Origin of the sequence: Corynebacterium choanae, from assembly GCF_003813965.1 — a bacterium.
In the GTDB taxonomy this organism is placed as follows: domain Bacteria; phylum Actinomycetota; class Actinomycetes; order Mycobacteriales; family Mycobacteriaceae; genus Corynebacterium; species Corynebacterium choanae.
In genome coordinates this window covers 427,262-446,817 of sequence record NZ_CP033896.1, presented here as the reverse complement: position 1 = coordinate 446,817, position 19,556 = coordinate 427,262, and the positions used below count along the sequence as shown (strand labels likewise).

The window sequence follows — 19,556 nt, the reverse complement described above, 5'->3', positions numbered from 1 at the left end:
CAACCTTGCCGCTAGCAAGCACAACCCTGCCGCTAGTCGGCAACACCCGGGAGTGAACCTGTGCGGGGTGCTGCCACGGTGGCACCCGGTGCGAACTTTGTCGGCAGCAGCCGAACTACTCCGTCCAAACTGGAAGAACCCTGCTCGCCTGCCGCGATCGCCTCTAGCAGCAGCTGCGCGGCGGCTTCCCCTTTGTCCTTATTTGGCTGAATCACTGTGGTGAGCTGATGGTGAAACGCGGTCGTAATCCCGTCGAAGCCGGTGATGGAAAGCTGATTCGGCACAGCAATCCCCCGATCGGCGGCAACCTGCAGCATCCCCAATGCCATCGAGTCGGTGGTGCACAACACGGCAGTCATCGCCGGGAAAGCGGCAAGAAGTTCAGCCGCGGCGTCATAGCATTGCACCGGATCGTTAATATGCCGCTCAACAATGGTGATATCGCTTCGTGGAATCCCTGCCGCGGCAAATACTCCTAACGCGCCCCTCACCCGGGACTGCTGCACATGATGGGTGGCAGTGGCAAGCCGTCGATCATCCACAATCCCATTGTTGACCTCCCGGGAAAGACGAATCGTGAGCATGCCAATGTGACGATGACCGGCAGCAACCAGCGCGGCTGCCGCGGGGGCGATTGCTGCCGCATCATCAATGCCGACAAATCCTGCCCCTTTTACCCCGGTGGGCTGGTCACAAATCACAATCGGAATCCGATGCGTGGTCGCCGCCTGCAGATATGGATCATCGGCAGCCACCGAATACACCACAAACCCGTCCACCGCATGTGCATTCATCAACCGGGTTGCTTGACCAGCTTCATCGGTGGCATGTGGACCAGCCGGCAGCAGCAGCACCGAGTGACCCGAATTGCTGGTGGCGCGGGCAAGCCCGGCAAGAAAATCAACTGACGCTAAATCTTCGAATGCATAGGTCAAATGCTCGGTGAGCAGCACCCCAATCACCCCGGTTTGCCGCGTGTTCAACGACCGGGCAGTAGGATGCGGACCCGGGTAGCCAATTCCGGCGGCGGTAGCCAAAATATATTCCCGCAACTCATGGGACAGCCGGTCGGGATAGTTAAACGCATTCGACACCGTCGTCTTCGACACCCCGCACATCTCAGCGAGGGTCGACAGCGTTGGTTTCGTGGTGCGGCGTGCCATAACAGACCAATCTACCAGGCTCAACGAGTCGTACCGGGTGTTTACGGCACGCAATAGACCACCACAAAATTAACCGGTTTACCACCACACCAGGCAACCCTGAAGACTGCACAGTCCAACCAGGCGGCTCCTCTACAAGGATCCAGCTGACAGGGAAGAACCTGCCGCCGACAAGGAAGTCAGCAAGGTAATATCGCTACTTGCCCACGACGAAAGATTCGTACCATATAGCAGCGAACCGGGGCTCGAGATTGTGCCGGCCAATGCATTGAGTGCAACCAGCCCGGATGATAACGCATCCGGGGTGGAGGATAACACTGCTGCAACCGCAGGCATACCGCCGGCGGCAAAAGCATCACCTAACGCCAGCAATGTCAACGCGGCACCGCCGCTGATTAGCCCCACTTGGGCATCCTCCGGACGGATCGGCTGCTGGCCTTGGGCAAGCAACACATTGACCACTTTGGCCTGCTGATCCGCAGCATTCACCGCATCCGCAACAATCTGGTAGCCAAGTTCCAGCATCCAGTTGGAGCGCTGAGCTGGAGGAGGACCTGCCACCACCATGCGCCACACCGGTGGAATGACCGCACCGCGGGTCACTTTCAACCGTTCCGCCGCCCGGCCACGAGCAATCATCGTGTTCATTCGCTCAACGACATATTGCTCACGTTCGGCACGTTCCGGCCGCCCGGCGAAATAGTCAAGGTGGGGTTGCACACCCCCGGCGCGCACCTGATCAACCACCGGGAGGGTGTCGTCGCACACTGGATCGGCGGTTTCGCAATATTCCACCACATCCGGGGAGAATCGCAGCGCTGTCGAGGAAAACAGCGGACCGGTTCGATACATGATCCCTTTGCCGCCGGTGGCGGTACCGACCAGTGCGGGATCATGCGGTTCTAGATACGGGTCGCCGATATAGACCGATCCGGCGAGGCGACCAGACAGTGCCAATATTCGTTCCGCCATCCCTAAAGCCATGGCGCCTTGGCTGTACCCTAGCAGCACATAGCTGGGATGGCAGCCGGTGCGATCTTCAAAGTCGACGGCAGTAGCAATGGCGGCTTGCGCCCCACCGACCGCGGAGGTTCGTACCCCTGTTTTGTAGATCTCTGTCCAAAAGGGGCTGGCTTCATAGGTGTCTGCGGGCATCGCGATGATCACCACATTGTTGGTGTCGATCCGTTCCAGCAGTGGTCGCAGGCGTTTCCCTTCCCAGCCGTTGAGTACTGTCCCGGACGGCAGTGTGCGGGGTGGTTGTTGGAGTTCCCCGGAGCCGCGGGCGACAAGTATCACCGCATCCGGGCAGATCCCATTGCCGTAGGTTGTCGTCGGTACAGGTGTGGCCACAGGTTTCTCGGGGTCTGTGACCGGTGTTCGCACCACTGGATCTACTGGCTGTGGTGCCGGTGCAGAGGCTGCTGGCGGTGCCGGTGCCGGATCGGCTGGTGGCACAGTAGATTCGGCGACGGCTACCGCTGTTGATACTGCGGGGTCAACAGGTGTTGACACTTTCGGAGTAGTAGCAGAAGTGACGTTGGAAAACTGATCGGGTGCTGCTGCAGCGACACCGCCATGTGCCGCACACAGTCCAAGGGTGAGCAGCAGGCTGCACCCCCGCCGCAATGTTTTCCGTCGCCCCATGGTTGACCCACCTCACCTGTGTTGCGTCTGCTGGGCACACCCTTCAAGGAGGAAGCGCGTGCGCATCAGCGCGTGCACCGTTTGCTTGTTGGAAGGTATCTTACCGTCTTGCCAAGTATCTGTTCTGAGACGCATTCCGCCGGGGAAGAATACCTATGGTCAAGATCTGTTGATGCCAAGCGCTGTGGCTTGCCGGTCATTGTTAGCGCAGCAAGGTTTCGGTCGATAATCCGGTTGTCGTGCAGCGAGCAACTCTACGCTGATGATGTGGTTACTCTTCCCGACGGCTTTGTAGCGAAGAGATTGGGAAGGAAAAAAATTGAGCGTGTACCGGCAATATACACATTCGGTACACGCTCAATTGGGTGGGTTTACAGGCTGTGGTTGGTGCGTACTTCGGCGCGGCGCTGCCGGGCGAACTCGCTGAGCACTGCACCGGCGGCAACCGAGGCGTTGAGTGATTCAACCCAGTCAGACATGGGGATGCTGAGCATTGTGTCGCAGGTTTCCCCCACCAGCCGGGAGATGCCTTTACCTTCCGATCCGATCACAATCACCGTAGGTCCGGTTCCCTGATAGGTGTCGAGGGTGTGCTCGCCGCCGGCGGCAAGCCCCACCACCTGGTAGCCGTTTTGTTGGAATTGTTTCAAGGTGCGGGTGAGGTTTGTTGCCCGCGCAACAGGTAGCCGTGCCGCGGTGCCGGCGCTGGTTCGCCAAGTCACCGCGGTCACGCTGGCGCTGCGACGTTCCGGGATCACTACCCCGTGTCCACCAAAAGCGGCCACCGAGCGGATGATTGCCCCTAGGTTGCGCGGGTCAGTGATGTTGTCGAGACAAACGATCAGCCCATGCTCGCCGGAGTCTTTCACCTGGGCGATGAGATCTTCCACTTCAGCATATTGATAGGGCGGGATTTTCAGCCCGATTCCCTGATGTTTCTCATTACCGGCAATGTAGTCGAGCTCATGTTTTTGCACTTCGTTGATGGCGATGGCACGTTTCCGGGCAATCACGATTGCTTCTTTGAGTCGATCATCAGCAGCTGTTCCGGCGACCACATACAGCTGGGTGGCTGGTACTTTTGCCCGCAGGCATTCCACCACCGGGTTACGGCCAAGCACGATCTCGCCGGTGTCTTGTTGTTCGTGGCGGCCTTGGTTGCGTCGTTCTTGTTCTTTCTTCCGCCGATATGCGGCGTGATAGGTGCGATCCTCAGCCTTCGGGGTAGGGCCTTTCCCCGCTAGTGAGCGGCGATGTTTCCCCCCTGAGCCTTTGGGTGCACCGGTTTTGTGTGTTTTCCGTACGCCGGGGCGTCGCGAATTACCTGCCATCGTCTTAAACGGTCTGCTTTCTGTGTGTGCCGTCTACTGCAATCTGGATGTGCGAAGAGTGTTTTTTAAAAAAACACGAACAGTGTTGCTGCCAGTGTTGCTGCTGGGGTAAACGGCGAAGTGGGGTGTTGTTGGGTTAACTCTTAAGGTGATGATTCGGGTGAGATCAGTGATGTGGGTGCGATTTCTGATCGACGCGTAAAGGTGAAAGCTCGCAGTGATCGAAGGACACACCGCGGCACCAGGGTCACCAATACTGTCCTCGAAACAATCCAGTATTGCCGATGGTGTCGCATTGTAGCTGTTCATCGTAACCTGCGGTGCCCCTGTACCTGTGTCAGCGACCTGGGGAGCGACACTGCGCTCACTGCACCGCTCAATGGGTGATGCGTTTAGCGCTCGATCGTCCAGGTCGGCCCGTCGGCGGTGTCGGTGACCGTGATACCTGCCTGCTGCAGACGGTCACGAACCGCATCGGCGGTTGCCCAATCTTTATTCGCCCGCGCCTCACTGCGTCGTTGCAGTTCTGCACTGATCAACACATCTAATGCCTGCTGGGTTGCCGCATTGGCACCGCTATCAGTATCAGACCACGGTTGTGCAAGCGGATCAACCCCTAAAATTGCCATCATGGCGCGCACTTGTCCGGCGAGCTTTTCCGCTAACTCATGCTCACCTTGCTGCAGGGCAGTGTTACCGGCACGCACCGTGTTGTGAATCACTGCGAGAGCTTTCGGCACCGCCACATCGTCGTCCATTGCGGCTGCAAATTCGTCGGTGACTGTGGTGGGCTGCTGCTTCGGGAAATGATGCACAAACGCTTCAATCCGGCGATAGCCTTGGGCGGCATCAGCCAAGGTAGCCTCGGAATATTCCAGCATCGAACGATAATGGGCGGAGCCAAGATAGTAGCGCAGCTCTACCGGACGCACGAGATGCAGCAGATTCTCCACAGACAACACGTTGCCGAGGGATTTCGACATTTTCTCCCCGGCCAGGGTCACCCAACCGTTGTGCATCCAATAGTTGGCGAAGTTGTCACCGGCGGCATGGGCTTGGGCGATTTCGTTTTCATGGTGGGGGAATTTCAAATCCATACCACCGCCGTGAATATCAAATTCGCTGCCCAAATAGGTGGTCGCCATCGCTGAACATTCCAAATGCCAGCCGGGGCGTCCCTGCCCCCACGGGGTTGGCCAGGAAGGCTCCCCCGGCTTCGAGGCTTTCCACATCGTAAAATCGCGGGGATCCCGTTTCCCGGTGCCTTTACTTTCACCTTGGTCAAGCTGGTCAAGTTTTTGCCCGGACAACTCCCCATAGTCGGCAATCGTCGTCGGGGTGCAATACACATTGCCGTCGGCGGCGTATCCATGCCCATTGTCGATGATGCGCTGCATATATTCGATCATCTGCGGCACATGGCCGGTGGCACGCGGCTCTAGTGACGGCGGCCGCACTCCGAGCACCTCATACGCCCAGGCGAAGGCACGCTCATGGGTGGCTGCCCATTCCCACCACGGGCGATCATGTTCGGCGGCTTTGGTGATGATTTTGTCATCAATGTCGGTCACATTGCGGATAAACCACACGTCATAGCCGGAATATTCCAGCCAGTTCCGCAGAATATCGAAGGCGACACCGCTGCGAAGATGACCAATATGCGGCACGGACTGCACTGTTGCCCCACACACATACACACTGGCGCGGCCGGGAACGACCGGGGTGAATTCGCGAAGTTGTGCGGTGCGGGTATCAAAAATGTGCAATGCCATAGGTGTAACGATAACACCCCGCATGCTGTTCGCCGGGTTTTCCCGGCGCGATGATGAGATCTATGCCGACTCAAATACTAGGGCGGTGGCGATCGCTGCCCGGCCTTCCCCCCGGCCGGTAAACCCCATATGGTCAGTGGTGGTGGCTGACAGGTTGACAGGTGCATGCAGGATCGCCGACATGCGGGTTGCACTCTGCTCGCGATATGCAGCCATTTTCGGGGTGTTGGCGATGAGCTGAACAGACACATTGCCAATGCGATAGTGGTGTTGCGCAAGCAACGCTACGCATTCTTCTAACAACCGGGTGCCGCTTACCCCGTCATATTCTTTCCGCCCTACCCCGACGAAAGATCCTAAATCCCCAAGACCAGCTGCGGCGAGTAGTGCATCAACAATCGCATGCGCCACCACATCCCCATCGGAGTGTCCTTCGCAGCCGTCGGCTGCCGGTATTTCGATACAGCCGATAAAACACGGTTTACCGGCTTCGATCTGGTGGGCATCAAATCCAGTGCCGACGCGGGGAAGCGCTGGCTGCGCGGGGGTGGGCTGAACCATGATGGTGTGCTTTCGTTGTGATGGATAAAGTGGTGTGCAAAACCCCTGCAGTGTTGCAAGCGGCCGCGCACCCAACAGTTGATGTTTTTTCAACAACTATCGAGTGTAGTTCGGGTTCTTCCCGCCGGGGTTTAGCAGGCGCCGAAGATTTATTGATACGCAAACCGCAGGACGGCGCTGTTTACCGAAGCGTGCAGCCGTTACCTGTCGATCCGGCTTGTCACCGCTTCGACCTCACCCCTATAGGCACCCAAGACCCTTACAGCGCACCGGTAGCGGGTACGCACACAGTGTGCGCCAAAAGACAACATGAGCCAGAAAACAGCATGGGTGTGTCTATGTTGTGTGTCTAGGTTGTGTGGTTCGCCAGCATCGCTTCGGCGAGGAGTAAATCTGTTGCGGTGGTGACTTTGAAACTGCGGGTGTCACCGGCGACCACGGTCACCGGCAGCCCTGCTTGTGTCATCAGTGACGCATCATCGGTCGGAGTGAAGTCGTGAAATTGTTCCGGCGTAAATACCGTATCCGCGGCAGCATCCCCTGGATACGGTGGAACGGTTTCGCCGCCTGTGGGCTGCTGCAGGGCATTGGTTGGTTGCCCCGCCGCAGTGTTGTGCGCCTGATAGTAGGCCTGAAATGCGGCGTGCAACAGTGCCAACGGGAAGCCTTGCGGGGTTTGCACGGCTTGTAACGTAGCCCGATCCGGATTGCTGGTCACGGTGTCCCCTGCCACCACGGCGATCGTATCGGTGACCGGGATGGTGGGAATGACCCCTGGATGGCCGGCGGCAACAGATGCTGCCACCCGCGCAAACACGGCAGGCGGGGTGAGCGCCCGGGCAGCGTCATGTACCAGCACAATCGGTTGCATATTCGCAGGTTCTGAAAGTGTGGCGAAGGCATCCGCAGCACAGCGCACTGCCCGGGCAACCGAATCGTAGCGCTCCGCACCACCAGTGATCTGGGTGAGCAGCGTGGGCGAATCCTTGCAGCCGGGGCCGCGTTTGGAGGCAGTGCTTGCTACTGCTTCAGTCAGTGAGGATGCATCCACAACTTCCAGCGTTTGAGGCTGGGTAGCAGCACACGCGGCAAGGGTCACAGCAACCGCATCCCACATCGCTGGTGAACAGGTCACCACCACAATATCGGCGACACCACTGTCAATAACGCCGGCCAGTGACCGAGCCAGCAGGCTTTTCCCAGCCACCGGGACGAGGGCTTTCGGCATACCCGCCCCCAGGCGAGTGCCTTGCCCAGCGGCAGTAATCACCACCACTGTCGGTGGCAACGCAACGGAACTCTGCGCCGCCGGTTGCCCACCGGCTTGCTGCTGTTGCGATGCCATCACCCTGGTTACTCCTTTTGCAGTGCAGCGCCACCTACACAAGTGAGCCGGTCGATTCGCGCCACAGCCAACGGTATTTCGCTGTCGTTATGCTCTAGTCGTCGTCATCGTCGTCGAAGTCGAGATCCAACTCGTCATCGTCGTCGGGTTTATTCGCCGTCTTCGTGTCCTCTTTGCCGGCCACCCCTTGCGAACGTTGCCGTTCGATGATGACATCCAATTCGGCAAGCACCTCGTCGGCTTTGGCATGATCAACATCTTCCGCAAGCGCTAATTCACCCACCAGAATCTGTCGAGCCTTATTGAGCATCCGCTTTTCACCGGCGGACAGTCCGCGATCTTGGTCACGCCGCCACAGATCCCGCACCACTTCGGCAACCTTGTTCACGTCACCCGAGGTGAGCCGCTCCTGGTTGGCTTTGTAGCGCCGCGACCAGTTGCCGGCTTCTTCCACATCGGTTTCCCGCAGTACCGAAAATACTTTCCGCAGCCCCTCTTCGCCGACGACGTCACGGACACCGACGAGTTCTGCTTTGTCGACGGGAACTTTCACCGTGAGATCAGACTGGTGGATTTGCAGCACCAGGAATTGTTTCTCTTCGCCGCCAACCGTTCGCATTTCCATGCCTTCGATTACTGCGGCCCCGTGGTGCGGGTAGACGACCGTATCGCCAACCTTGAAATCCATGCGGAATCGTTACTCCTTGTTCGCCGAGTCGTGATGGTGAATACTCCCCGGATCTGTTTGCAATACTGCTAGCAACAACCATGCGCGTCGCAGGGGCACAGCACGGCCACACTAGAGCAACAGACCTGGGTAACCTTGCGAATTTTACCATGTTTCTTCCCCGCTCGGCGCCCACACCAGCAATGTGCCAATACCAGGGTTCGTCCCCGGGGGCGGCACTCACCTGCATGGGGTGTGTCCCCTTCCCCGGCGAGCAGTCACCATACCCCGCCACAATCCCCGCACCTGGGCAGTATTCTCCAACTTTCCACTACCCCCGCTAGGCGTGGGACGTGTCACATTCACTGTGCGGTTTTTCCCATCAGGGCACTCCATCACTTGGCATTTTCCGGGAATTTATTTCTTCACCTGCACACATATACACAGCCTGCACCAAGGAATAACCCTTGGAAACATCCCAGCACAACCTGATCGTCGGATAAACTAGCCGAAAAGTTCCCAGCCTTGCGGCGTGCGTGCACTTTTCACACGTGTCGCACTCCAGTCAGCTACCGCAGGTTCTTCGGACGTGCACTCTCCGCGTTACCAATCACCCCTGTGAAGCCACTAGAGTGAGGAACGGTAAAGCTTTAACACATACCTTTTTGACCTGTCTTCAGATGGAGGACGATGTAGTGATGACCCGTAAGACTGTCGCACGCCCCTTTGCTGTTGTTGCCGCAGCAGCGGTAGCGCTCGGTGCGTTGAGCGCCTGCAGTGCCGGCCAAGTTTCCCAGACCGCACACCAGGTTGCTGCAGTCGACGGCGCCAAGGGCGGCACGGAAGACGGCAAACTCCTCGTTCGCGATGTCATGGTGGTTGTCGACACCGAGGATCCTGTAGCTGGGGTGAAGTTCACCGCCATCAACAACGACACCGATCTTGCCACCTATCAGCTGAAGTCGGTCACAGTGCAGGGTGAAAAAGCCACGGTGTCGAACTCCCCTGAGTTGAACCGCGACTGCCTGCTGATTGCTGATCCGGAAATTCCTGCCGGCGAGGCGAAAGCAGATGCGCCGAAGGGCTCCTGCCAGTTCTACACCGATGCAACGGTGAAAAATATCGGCTTCCCACCGGGTGGCACCGTTCCTGTGACCTTCGACTTCGGTGCCGCCGGCACGATTGACGTCGATGCTGCCGTTACCGAGCCGCTGCTTGACGCAGGAAGCACCCCTCGCGAATATAAGGGCGATCACGCCGACGATTCACATGCGAAGCACTAGCACACACCAAGCTTGACGTGTGGTGATCAACCCCACTGCCGGTGAGCACACTGTGTAACTTTCAGCCGTATTCTTGCCCCACCTGCCGGGTGTGCAAGGATACGGCTGTTGCATAGGTACCCCTTTTAGTTGCTTGCGGCTCCCCCTGCCTTGTTTTCTTCTGTCTTGCTGTTTCCCTCTTTCTTCCCTGGTGTTTTCTGCTGCTGCCGGCTTGCCCGGCGCAATGCACTGCCCTGCTGAGCAGTCTGCCCGGCTCACCACAGCAGATGCCGCATGCACGAGCAGATGCCGCATGCACGAGCAGATGCTGCACTCGAGCAGCTGCACACCAACTTGTGCACAGTGCCCGCTACTCTAGAGCCATGGCAAGAAAACCCCGCGCGGTACACACCTGTTCAGAATGCGGATATCAAACCCCGAAATGGCTTGGGCGCTGCCCGGAATGCGGCGCGTGGGGAACCATGAGCCAAGCAAGCACCCCTGCACCCACCACCCAGGTTGGTTCCGGCACCGTCATTAGTTCACTTGCCCCATCGACCCCCGCGCTACCGGTGGTCGAGATTGATCCCAGTGTGACGATTCGCCGCTCCACGGGAATCGGGGAACTTGACCGGGTACTCGGCGGTGGCATTGTGCCCGGTTCCGTAGTGCTGCTTGCCGGGGAGCCAGGGGTGGGCAAATCCACGTTACTGTTGGAAGTCGCTGCCCGCTGGGCACGTCTTCCCAACCCACCGGCAGCCGCAGCATCACCATCTGCCACCCGCACCGTGCTGTATATCACCGCGGAAGAATCCGTTGGCCAAGTGCGTCTACGAGCCGAACGCACCGACACCATCGCAGAAACCCTCTATCTTGCCAGCGAAGCCGACCTGGAAGTGATCTTCGGCCATGTGGATGCGCTACATCCCTCCCTGGTGATCGTCGACTCGGTACAAACTGTGCGCGCCCCCGGGGTGGAAGGAACCGCCGGCGGTCTGGCACAAACCCGGGCAGTGACCGCCGGGCTGACCGCCCTTGCCAAACGCACCGGGATTCCCATCATTTTGGTTGGCCATGTCACCAAAGAAGGCAATGTTGCCGGTCCGCGCGTCCTCGAGCATCTCGTCGACGCCGTGTTTAACTTTGAAGGTGATAAACATTCCCCACTGCGACTCCTGCGCAGCATGAAAAACCGCTACGGTGCCACCGATGAGGTTGGCTGTTTCACCCAAACCGACACCGGGATCGTGGAAGTCCCCGACCCGAGTGGGCTGTTTCTCTCCAGCAAAGAACACACCCCTGACGGCTCCTGCATCACTGTGTGTGTGGACGGCAACCGTCCCCTGCTTGCCGAAGTGCAAGCCCTAGTGGTTGGCGACAGTAAAGCAGCAAACCCGCGACGGGCAGTCACCGGTCTCGACAACACCCGGGTGCCGATGATTCTCGCCGTCCTCCAGGCTCGTGCCGGACTAAAATCGGTCGGCTTTGCCGATGTGTATGTTGCCACTGTCGGCGGAATGAAAGTCACCGAACCTGCCTGCGACTTAGCTATTGCGCTGGCTATCGCTTCGGCGGCGAAAAACACTGCACTCCCGCAACGGCTCGTTGCCTTCGGCGAAATCGGACTCGCCGGGGAGATCCGGCCAGTACCGGATATGATTCGCCGCATCAAGGAAGCACAACGGCTCGGCTATCGGACAGCTGTTATCCCGAACACCAGCGACTCGCGGCAGGCAGCCAGCCACATTGACCGGGTTATCATCGCTGACACCATCACGGCAGCAATCAGCCAACTCCTTGGGGGATCATAGCGTCCACCGGCAGAAAAACACGCCGCCTTCGACGCGGTACCACCGGTGGCCGAAGAAAAACGCCTAAAGTAACTTGGCATGGAGTCGCGTCGAGGAAGCCAAGGGCCGTCATATTCCCGCACCCCGCGGGGAACCACGCCCCCAACCAGGCCACAGCCTGGCCGTCAGCAGGATTCATCGAAAGATCCCCACGAGCAGCTTCCACTGCCGAAAGAGATCTATATTCGGCGACGCATCTTTGTCGGCGTCATCGCACTGCTGCTCGTCGGTATCCTGTGGTGGATTATTGCGGCGATCGCCGGCGGCAGTGAACAAGACACCGCCACAGAAACCACCACCGCAACCACCACAGCGACAGCCACGACCACAACCACCAGCAGTGCTGCGCATGATAAAAAAGCGGCGGAAACCACCGATACTGCCGGTGAACACTCCGAAACCGCGCTTGCCAGCCCCACCACCACAGTCACCAGCATTCTCCCGCAGAAAGACACCTGCACGCTTGCCGACCTGGTGATCACGGCAACCTCCGACAAGGCGTCATACAACCCTGGGGAGGCACCCAAGTTTTATATGACCATCAGCAACCCCACCACCGCTGACTGCACCATTAATCTGGATGAAGAACTACTCCGCTTTGAAGTCTATGATCTAGCAACCAACCGGCGCGTCTGGTCGGATGTGGATTGCAATTCCAGCGAAGGCGAAGGGGAACGAACCTTCACAGCGGGGAAAGATGTCTCCTATGAGGCAGTGTGGTCACGCACCGAATCAGCCCCCGGCGCCTGCTCGGTGCGGCCGGAAGCACCTGCCGGCGGCTACTATCTGCACGCGCTGATCGGCGACAACCACTCCGACGCGTTGACCTTTAATCTCAACCCGGCAGTTGGCCTCTAACCGGCCATCCCTCAACAAACGCATCATCACTCAAAGACGGTTCGTCTGGTTCCTGCAACTTGTACTCGCACCAGTGCTCCGGTTTCACCATGGCCTAAAGAGCACGCCCCACAGCCTTACGGCCCACACCGCCGACAAAACACCACAATATACACAGCGCATCCAGCATCGATGCCAGGTAGCAGCAATCATCCTTACACACCATGGTTTCCCGCCCCGGGGCATGGTCGATGATTGCGGCTGCGGTATTCCTGCTCGAATAGAGAAACGCGCAACAGCAATGCGGCAAAACACACCTGTCTGCACTAAGCCATGCAACACTGCCGCCTGCCATACGCAACTGACTACACCATGAGCCCCGGTGCGCCGACCCCAGCAGCGCTCCTGTGACAAAGACACACCCGGACACGCACTGGGGCGAACCACTGCCGCGCCTGGTCACCATGCCAAATTGTTGCAACCGGCCGCAACAACAGACCACCCCGGTGGATTCGGCGGCTGCCTGCGAAAACAGCTTGCTCTTCCCGGAACGTGGACTTTTTTGAGGTAAAGGAAAAACCAGCAACCCCCGAATTTAGTCGTGCTCGCCGGTACCGATCTCTACGATCGGTTCCGCCAACCCGTCACTCAACCGGTAGCGAACACCCACCAGGCCCACCATCCCATTAGTCACCCGGGCTTTAATCTCGGGGGAACGGGACAAAATCTGATCCACAGTTTCTGCCACATGCTGCTCTTCATATTGGCGGGTCGACTCCCGACCGGCCGCCCGTGCCTCCATGATCGACGGGGACACCTTCTCAATGAGCACCCGCTGGAAACCGTTCGGAATCCCGTAACCATCAATGGCGTCCATGGTGGCTTTCACCGCGCCACAAGACTCGTGCCCCATCACCACCACCAGCGGCACCTGCAGGCCTTCGACCGCATATTCCAAACTGCCCAACACTGCCAAATCAATAATCTCTCCGGCGGTGCGAATAACAAAAATATCGCCCAACCCCTGATCGAAAATCATCTCCACCGGGGCACGGGAATCCGAACACGCCAACACCGCCGCTATCGGGTTTTGTCCATTGCGCAGCTCCAGGCGACGTTTCCTATCCTGATTGGGGCGCTCCACCTGGAAGTTCATAAAACGACGATTGCCTTCTTGTAAGGCTTCCCACGCTTGGGCAGGGGTGGGCATCGAAGGAGTGGTCATGATAGCTCTATGCTCGTTTCTTTGCTTGCGTTACGCGGCGATCCTGTGGCCGAAGCACACAATACCTATTGGGGGGGAACAGTCGGCGATCGGGAGATACCAGCCCGGGTCACACCACAATTCCACATCGAAGAGTTCCACTGCCTTGATACTTGAAAAAGCAGCAAGAAAACAGGTGACGAACCTGATTGCTATTATCGTCGAACGGCGCCACCAGCGGGTGCACTTGCCGGGGATTGTTTGCAAAACAACCACCCGTTTGGTGCAAGCCGCCCCCATGGCACCAAATCATCACCAAGCCACCAACCCACACCAGGAGCATCCATGGTCACCCAGGAGCATCCGACCAACCCGGATCAGCTGCACCACACTGTGGCACGCCAAGCAGTTGCCTGGTTTGCCAAGCATCAACGTCCACTCCTGTGGCGCCAACCCGGGGTAACCGCATGGGGTGTGCTGGTCAGTGAAGTGATGAGCCAACAAACACAAGTCGCCCGAGTTGAACCACTCTGGCAGGAATGGATGCGACGCTGGCCGAAACCACATCATCTGGCCGCCGCCGCAACCCCTGAAGTGCTTTCGCTGTGGGGACGGCTCGGCTATCCGCGACGGGCTTTACGGCTCAAAGAGTGTGCAACAGTGCTCGCCAACAAGTATGACGACACCGTCCCCGCCGACGTAGAAACACTGCTCACCCTGCCAGGAATTGGCGACTACACTGCCCGTGCTGTGTGTGCCTTCGCCTACCAGCAGGCAGTTCCAGTAGTCGACACCAATGTGCGACGCGTCATCGCTCGCGCAATATTCGGTGTTGCCGCAGCCGGCAATCCGAAACGGCGCGACCTTAGCGACGCCCAACAGCTCGTCGACGCATATCCTTCCCGCGGCCACGAAGTCTGTGGTGCCCTCATGGAGATCGGGGCACTCATCTGTACCGCCCGACAACCACACTGCGACAGCTGTCCCCTAGCCCAAACATGCCAATGGGTAGCCAACGGCAAACCCCAACTCGACCAGGCCAGCGAAGCAGCAGCCAAAAAACGACGCCAACCATCATTTTTCGGCACCGACCGCTATGTGCGCGGAATCATCATGGCTGCTCTGCGGGAACATCATCCGCACGGTCTTTCCCCGGCCACCATCGATACACTGTGGGCGCAACCCGCCCAGCTGCACAGCTGTGTGATCTCCCTAGTAGAAGATGGGCTAGCCGCCCTCGACGACAAAGAAAACCTCCACCTACCGGCATAGCGCACCCTCCTTAAGGGAAAACGAGCACGCAAACAGTGACGGAAAACCTACTGCGTTGAATCCTTGCTCCGATGTAACGGCAGATGCTGCGCAGAACTCCCCAACATGCGAAACGTTACTTCCCCCAACAAGGTTCGCTGCCCAGCCGTGCCACGCGGGTGACGCTCATGCGCGGGAAGATCATCTTCGGGTCGCAGCGGCTTATCAAAATCAATCAACCGGCCAAACGTCCAATTTCGATCAGTCATCATCCGGGCGGTCGCCAATCCGGCAGTAATAAACAACACCACCAACGCCGCATCAGCCGCATTCGAAATCGCCTGATCCAAATCATACGAATTCAAAAAATACATCGACTTATACATCGCTACACCAGGGATCATGATCACTGCCGCCGGCACAGTCACGGTGATCCGGGGAATCCGCATAGTGTTGGCAAACACAGCCGCCACCAACCCGATCACGCAACCGGCCACAAACGCCGCATACTGGTGTTGAATACCATGGCTGATCATCGCCAACCGGAGAAGATTACCGACCGTACCAACCGCAGCGGCGGTAACCACCATTCGCCGCGAAGATTGGAACAGCATCGAAAATCCGGCCACCCCAAGGAAACTCGCAATCGCGGCAATCAACGGCCAATACGGAGGCGGCTCGGCAGCCACCGTCGGCAGCGGATTCAACCCCGTCACAGCACTGACCATGCCCACCGAAATCGTTGCAGTCACAATCACACTCAACGCATAGGTCATCCGCGCCACACCGGCCGTAATATCAAAACGGGACAAATCCAACAGCGAGGAAAACAGCGGAAATCCTGGGATAAGGAATAAGGCTGCAGCAACATAGCCGGCGGCAAAATTTCGACTATCAGTCACCAGCACACCAAGCGCATCCAAGCCGACAGTCACCGCGAAATACCCGAGCGCAGCAACAGCACCGGCCACCGCGACCGTCCCCAACTGGTTAAAGTTCTTGTTTGTCAACACCATCCGCACCCATTGGCCTAGTGCGGCAGCAACCCCAACAATTGGTATTTCCGCCCACGCATAATGGTTAAGCACCGCGAATGCGGCACAAGCAACCCCGGCCGCCGCCACCAGCGCCGCTGGATGAAAACGCTGATTGATGTGTTCTTCAATAAAATCGAGCGCCTCGTTGAGATCATCGACCGTGATCCGATGATGCAGATGATGGGTGAGGTCTTCCAAAGCTTCAATACGAGACGCATGAATACCCGGTTTCTGCTGCACCGCCACCATGGTGCGGAAACGCTCTCCCTCTTTGAAGGTGCACGTAATCGAGTTCACCCCCACAATGGCATCCAGTGCGTTAAACCCCAGCGCCCGGGCAGCCCGTTTCATACCGCGAATCACCCGATAGCCAGCAGTACCCGCCCCCATCAGCATCAACCCAAGGCGCAGCACAGCTTCCGCTTCCACCCCAAGCTCATGCTGAACTGCAGCTTCCTTTTCCCAATCATTGGAAAGATTCGGATCAGGAATATCTGACAGATCCATCAGTCGTGCTCTTTTCCCCGTCGCGCCCCTTTAGCCCGGCAGCCACAACCTTGCCGCCGGCAAAGAGAACATCATCACTGGCTTGTAGGGATAACCATACAACCCCATCCAAACCATGTGCAGCAACAGCAACGACAGACCACCCACCATCGACACACCACCCAGCCGCGAATACTCGCACAACTTTGCGACACTTCGCAACACTTCACGGGGTTGCAGAGAACACGACACCCGCCTGGCTTCGGTGAAAAACGATGACCGAAACCAGACGGGTGAAGTGATGTTCTCTTTTGACCTAACAGCTAGCCTGCCACATCAGGCGAAACTGCTGGGTTAGGCGTTATTGTTCTCTGCTTCGTCACCGTCAGCAGCATGCTCAGCTGCCCGCGCCTCATCTTCCTCAATGAGGTTAGCGGTCAACGTTTCCGGAACCTCTACATCCTCAGCAGCTTCGGCAACGTCGCGGATTGCTTCCTTTGCCTCATCGGAAAGATTTTCGAACTTGTCCTCCGGCAACGGTTTCGGTGTCGCAGAGAACACAAACTTCGCATCGGTTCCCTTCGACTCACCATCCCAACCTTCCACATCGACGTGGATGATCTCACCGGCACCAAATTCGCCGAACAGAATCTTCTCCGACAGGACATCCTCGATTTCCCGCTGGATCGTGCGACGCAACGGACGAGCACCCAGCACCGGATCGAAACCACGCTTGGCCAGCAGATCTTTCGCCTGCTGCGAAAGCTCGATGCCCATATCCTTTTGCGCCAATGCTTTGGTAACCCGCAGCATGAGCAGATCAACCATCTCGACGATCTGATCCTTGGTGAGCTGATGGAACACCACAATATCGTCGATACGGTTTAAGAACTCTGGTCGGAAGTGCTTCTTCAGCTCATCGTTGACCTTCTGCTTCATCCGCTCATATTGGCCGTCAGCATCAGTGGAGTTCTGCGCACTAAAGCCCATCCCCACAGCCTTGGAAATATCTTGGGTACCAAGGTTCGAGGTGAAAATTAGCACTGTGTTTTTAAAGTCCACATTGCGGCCTTGGCCATCGGTGAGCCGGCCTTCTTCCAACACCTGCAGCAACGTGTTGTAAATCTCTTTGTGAGCTTTTTCAATCTCGTCAAAAAGCACCACACTGAACGGTTTCCGCCGCACCTTTTCGGTGAGCTGTCCACCTTCGTCATAGCCGACATATCCAGGAGGAGCACCAAAGAGCCTTGAGGCGGTGAACCGGTCATGGAATTCACCCATATCAATTTGGATCAGTGCATCGTCGTCACCGAAGAGGAAGTTTGCCAACGCCTTCGACAGTTCCGTTTTACCCACACCGGAGGGGCCGGCGAAAATAAACGAACCCGATGGACGCTTCGGATCTTTCAATCCTGCACGGGTACGACGAATCGCCTTCGATACCGCCTTGACGGCATCTTCCTGACCGATGATCCGCTTGTGCAGTTCATCTTCCATCCGCAGAAGACGGGACGACTCTTCTTCGGTGAGCTTAAACACTGGAATACCAGTCCAGTTGCCGAGCACTTCAGCAATCTGTTCCTCGCCCACCTCTGCGATCTCTTCCAAATCGCCGGCACGCCACTGCTTTTCTTTCTCGGCACGCTCCTCACCGAGCTTGCGTTCCTTATCCCGCAAACCGGCAGCTTTTTCAAAGTCCTGATTGTCGATGGCTTGTTCTTTTTCGCGGCGCACATCAGCGATCCGCTCATCGATTTCCCGCAAGCCTTCCGGGGCGGTCATCCGCTTAATACGCATCCGAGCGCCAGCTTCGTCGATCAGATCGACAGCTTTATCCGGCAGGAAACGATCATTGATGTAGCGGTCGGACAGGTTTGCAGCCGCCGCAAGTGCACCATCAGTGATGCTCACCCGGTGGTGAGCCTCGTAGCGGTCACGCAGGCCTTTCAGAATTTCGATGGTCATCTCGACGGAAGGTTCCGGCACTTGTACCGGCTGGAACCGCCGTTCGAGGGCTGCATCTTTTTCAATATGCTTGCGGTACTCGTCCAAGGTGGTCGCACCGATGGTTTGCAGTTCACCGCGGGCAAGTTTCGGCTTCAACAGGGAGGCTGCATCAATAGCGCCTTCGGCAGCACCAGCACCGACCAAGGTGTGAATCTCATCGATGAACAAAATAATGTCGCCGCGCTGATTGATCTCTTTCAGCACCTTCTTGAGGCGTTCCTCAAAGTCGCCACGGTAGCGGGAACCTGCCACCAACGATCCCAGATCAAGCGAATACAGCTGCTTGTCTTTCAGGGTTTCCGGCACTTTACCGTTGACAATATCGAGGGCAAGCCCTTCAACCACAGCAGTTTTACCCACACCTGGCTCACCGATCAGCACCGGGTTGTTCTTGGTTCGCCGCGACAGCACCTGCATGATGCGTTCGATTTCTTTTTCACGGCCAACCACCGGGTCAAGTTTGCCTTCCTTGGCAGCCAAGGTGAGGTTGCGGCCGAATTGATCTAATACCAGCGAGTTGGAACGCTCACCCGGACCACCTGAACCACGGCCGCCAGGGGCGGCACCGGTGCCGACCACATCGCCCGCATTCGGTACCTGCGGACGAGAGGACTGGCCACCCTGTTCGCCACCTTCATAGCCGGAGAGCAGTTTAATAACCTGCTGGCGCACACTAGGCAGATCAGCGCCGAGCTTCACTAAAACTTGGGCGGCGACGCCTTCCCCTTCGCGGACAAGACCTAGCAGCAAAAACTCAGTCCCGATATAGCGGTGCCCCATTTGCAGGCCTTCCCGCAGGGAGAGCTCTAAGACTTTCTTTGCCCGTGGCGTAAACGGAATATGGCCGGTATGCGGCTGGGTGCCGTGACCGATAATTTCTTCGACTTCCTGACGGACAGCGTCGAGAGAGATGCCCATAGACTCCAGGGCTTTCGCAGCAACCCCTTCGCCTTCTTGGATCAGTCCGAGCAGAATATGCTCGGTACCGATGTAATTGTGATTCAGCAGGCGGGCTTCATCCTGTGCCAACACGATTACGCGCCGCGCGCGGTCGGTAAACCGTTCAAACATACTTTTCTAATTTCCCCTCGGACTGCTGCCTCCTGGATGCTGCAGCAACGGTGCGTAGTGGCAAA

At 57.8% G+C, this 19,556-nt stretch carries 14 protein-coding genes; 4 read left to right on the top strand and 10 right to left on the bottom strand.

Annotated elements, in window-relative coordinates; genetic code table 11:
• Nucleotides 1-32: 32 nt before the first annotated feature.
• The 7 genes from CCHOA_RS01570 to CCHOA_RS01540 all read right to left on the bottom strand — a co-directional run bounded on the left by CCHOA_RS01570 (nt 33) and on the right by CCHOA_RS01540 (nt 8,507).
• Nucleotides 33-1,163 carry a LacI family DNA-binding transcriptional regulator gene (locus CCHOA_RS01570; RefSeq protein ID WP_123926065.1) on the bottom strand — a complete coding sequence of 377 codons (1,131 nt, stop codon included), beginning with the start codon at nt 1,161-1,163 and terminating at the stop codon, nt 33-35.
• 132 nt (nt 1,164-1,295) lie between these two features.
• Nucleotides 1,296-2,810 (bottom strand): cutinase family protein, encoded by a 1,515-nt coding sequence (locus tag CCHOA_RS01565; RefSeq protein ID WP_123926063.1) that lies wholly within the window; start codon nt 2,808-2,810, stop codon nt 1,296-1,298.
• Between the two features lie 371 nt (nt 2,811-3,181).
• Nucleotides 3,182-4,141: a 23S rRNA (guanosine(2251)-2'-O)-methyltransferase RlmB gene (gene rlmB, locus CCHOA_RS01560; RefSeq protein ID WP_123926061.1), complete on the bottom strand. Its 960-nt coding sequence runs from the start codon at nt 4,139-4,141 to the stop codon at nt 3,182-3,184.
• 392 nt (nt 4,142-4,533) lie between these two features.
• Nucleotides 4,534-5,913, bottom strand: a complete 1,380-nt coding sequence (gene cysS / locus CCHOA_RS01555) for a cysteine--tRNA ligase (RefSeq protein ID WP_123926059.1) — start codon at nt 5,911-5,913, stop codon at nt 4,534-4,536.
• Between the two features lie 60 nt (nt 5,914-5,973).
• Nucleotides 5,974-6,474, bottom strand: a complete 501-nt coding sequence (gene ispF / locus CCHOA_RS01550; protein WP_123926057.1) for a 2-C-methyl-D-erythritol 2,4-cyclodiphosphate synthase — start codon at nt 6,472-6,474, stop codon at nt 5,974-5,976.
• 349 nt (nt 6,475-6,823) lie between these two features.
• A complete protein-coding gene (locus tag CCHOA_RS01545) occupies nt 6,824-7,819 on the bottom strand; it encodes an IspD/TarI family cytidylyltransferase (RefSeq protein WP_123926055.1) in 996 nt (331 codons plus the stop codon).
• A 94-nt stretch (nt 7,820-7,913) separates the two neighbouring features.
• Nucleotides 7,914-8,507, bottom strand: coding sequence for a CarD family transcriptional regulator (locus CCHOA_RS01540; RefSeq protein WP_123926053.1), 594 nt, complete (start codon nt 8,505-8,507; stop codon nt 7,914-7,916).
• A 677-nt stretch (nt 8,508-9,184) separates the two neighbouring features.
• On the opposite strand from CCHOA_RS01540, the gene CCHOA_RS01535 reads away from it, so the two are divergent.
• The 3 genes from CCHOA_RS01535 (at nt 9,185) to CCHOA_RS01525 (ending at nt 12,456) form a co-directional block, all read left to right on the top strand.
• Nucleotides 9,185-9,769 (top strand): hypothetical protein, encoded by a 585-nt coding sequence (locus tag CCHOA_RS01535; RefSeq protein ID WP_206425809.1) that lies wholly within the window; start codon nt 9,185-9,187, stop codon nt 9,767-9,769.
• A 362-nt stretch (nt 9,770-10,131) separates the two neighbouring features.
• Nucleotides 10,132-11,559 (top strand): DNA repair protein RadA, encoded by a 1,428-nt coding sequence (gene radA / locus CCHOA_RS01530; protein ID WP_123926049.1) that lies wholly within the window; start codon nt 10,132-10,134, stop codon nt 11,557-11,559.
• A 78-nt stretch (nt 11,560-11,637) separates the two neighbouring features.
• The gene (locus tag CCHOA_RS01525) at nt 11,638-12,456 is read left to right on the top strand and encodes a hypothetical protein (protein ID WP_245992162.1); all 819 of its coding nucleotides are present in this window, start codon (nt 11,638-11,640) and stop codon (nt 12,454-12,456) included.
• Nucleotides 12,457-13,030: 574 nt separating this feature from the next.
• On the opposite strand, the gene CCHOA_RS01520 is transcribed toward CCHOA_RS01525, so the two are convergent.
• Complete coding sequence (locus CCHOA_RS01520) at nt 13,031-13,660, bottom strand: carbonic anhydrase (RefSeq protein WP_123926047.1); 630 nt, start codon at nt 13,658-13,660, stop codon at nt 13,031-13,033.
• 324 nt (nt 13,661-13,984) lie between these two features.
• Here CCHOA_RS01520 and CCHOA_RS01515 point away from each other — a divergent pair, with 324 nt between their 5' ends.
• The gene (locus CCHOA_RS01515; RefSeq protein ID WP_123926045.1) at nt 13,985-14,911 is read left to right on the top strand and encodes an HhH-GPD family protein; all 927 of its coding nucleotides are present in this window, start codon (nt 13,985-13,987) and stop codon (nt 14,909-14,911) included.
• A 47-nt stretch (nt 14,912-14,958) separates the two neighbouring features.
• On the opposite strand, the gene CCHOA_RS01510 is transcribed toward CCHOA_RS01515, so the two are convergent.
• Complete coding sequence (locus CCHOA_RS01510; protein ID WP_123926043.1) at nt 14,959-16,434, bottom strand: threonine/serine exporter family protein; 1,476 nt, start codon at nt 16,432-16,434, stop codon at nt 14,959-14,961.
• A gap of 333 nt (nt 16,435-16,767) precedes the next feature.
• Nucleotides 16,768-19,491 carry an ATP-dependent Clp protease ATP-binding subunit gene (locus tag CCHOA_RS01505; protein ID WP_123926041.1) on the bottom strand — a complete coding sequence of 908 codons (2,724 nt, stop codon included), beginning with the start codon at nt 19,489-19,491 and terminating at the stop codon, nt 16,768-16,770.
• Nucleotides 19,492-19,556: the final 65 nt, after the last annotated feature.

Excerpts from the sequence above, each read along its gene's own strand:
- CCHOA_RS01545 (WP_123926055.1), bottom strand. The coding sequence starts at position 7,819 with ATGGCATCGCAACAGCAGCAAGCCGGTGGGCAACCGGCGGCGCAGAGT.
- radA (WP_123926049.1), top strand. The coding sequence starts at position 10,132 with ATGGCAAGAAAACCCCGCGCGGTACACACCTGTTCAGAATGCGGATAT.
- CCHOA_RS01540 (WP_123926053.1), bottom strand. The coding sequence starts at position 8,507 with ATGGATTTCAAGGTTGGCGATACGGTCGTCTACCCGCACCACGGGGCC.
- rlmB (WP_123926061.1), bottom strand. The coding sequence starts at position 4,141 with ATGGCAGGTAATTCGCGACGCCCCGGCGTACGGAAAACACACAAAACC.
- CCHOA_RS01535 (WP_206425809.1), top strand. The coding sequence starts at position 9,185 with ATGACCCGTAAGACTGTCGCACGCCCCTTTGCTGTTGTTGCCGCAGCA.
- cysS (WP_123926059.1), bottom strand. The coding sequence starts at position 5,913 with ATGGCATTGCACATTTTTGATACCCGCACCGCACAACTTCGCGAATTC.
- CCHOA_RS01570 (WP_123926065.1), bottom strand. The coding sequence starts at position 1,163 with ATGGCACGCCGCACCACGAAACCAACGCTGTCGACCCTCGCTGAGATG.
- CCHOA_RS01520 (WP_123926047.1), bottom strand. The coding sequence starts at position 13,660 with ATGACCACTCCTTCGATGCCCACCCCTGCCCAAGCGTGGGAAGCCTTA.
- CCHOA_RS01525 (WP_245992162.1), top strand. The coding sequence starts at position 11,638 with ATGGAGTCGCGTCGAGGAAGCCAAGGGCCGTCATATTCCCGCACCCCG.
- CCHOA_RS01565 (WP_123926063.1), bottom strand. The coding sequence starts at position 2,810 with ATGGGGCGACGGAAAACATTGCGGCGGGGGTGCAGCCTGCTGCTCACC.
- CCHOA_RS01510 (WP_123926043.1), bottom strand. The coding sequence starts at position 16,434 with ATGGATCTGTCAGATATTCCTGATCCGAATCTTTCCAATGATTGGGAA.
- ispF (WP_123926057.1), bottom strand. The coding sequence starts at position 6,474 with ATGGTTCAGCCCACCCCCGCGCAGCCAGCGCTTCCCCGCGTCGGCACT.
- CCHOA_RS01505 (WP_123926041.1), bottom strand. The coding sequence starts at position 19,491 with ATGTTTGAACGGTTTACCGACCGCGCGCGGCGCGTAATCGTGTTGGCA.
- CCHOA_RS01515 (WP_123926045.1), top strand. The coding sequence starts at position 13,985 with ATGGTCACCCAGGAGCATCCGACCAACCCGGATCAGCTGCACCACACT.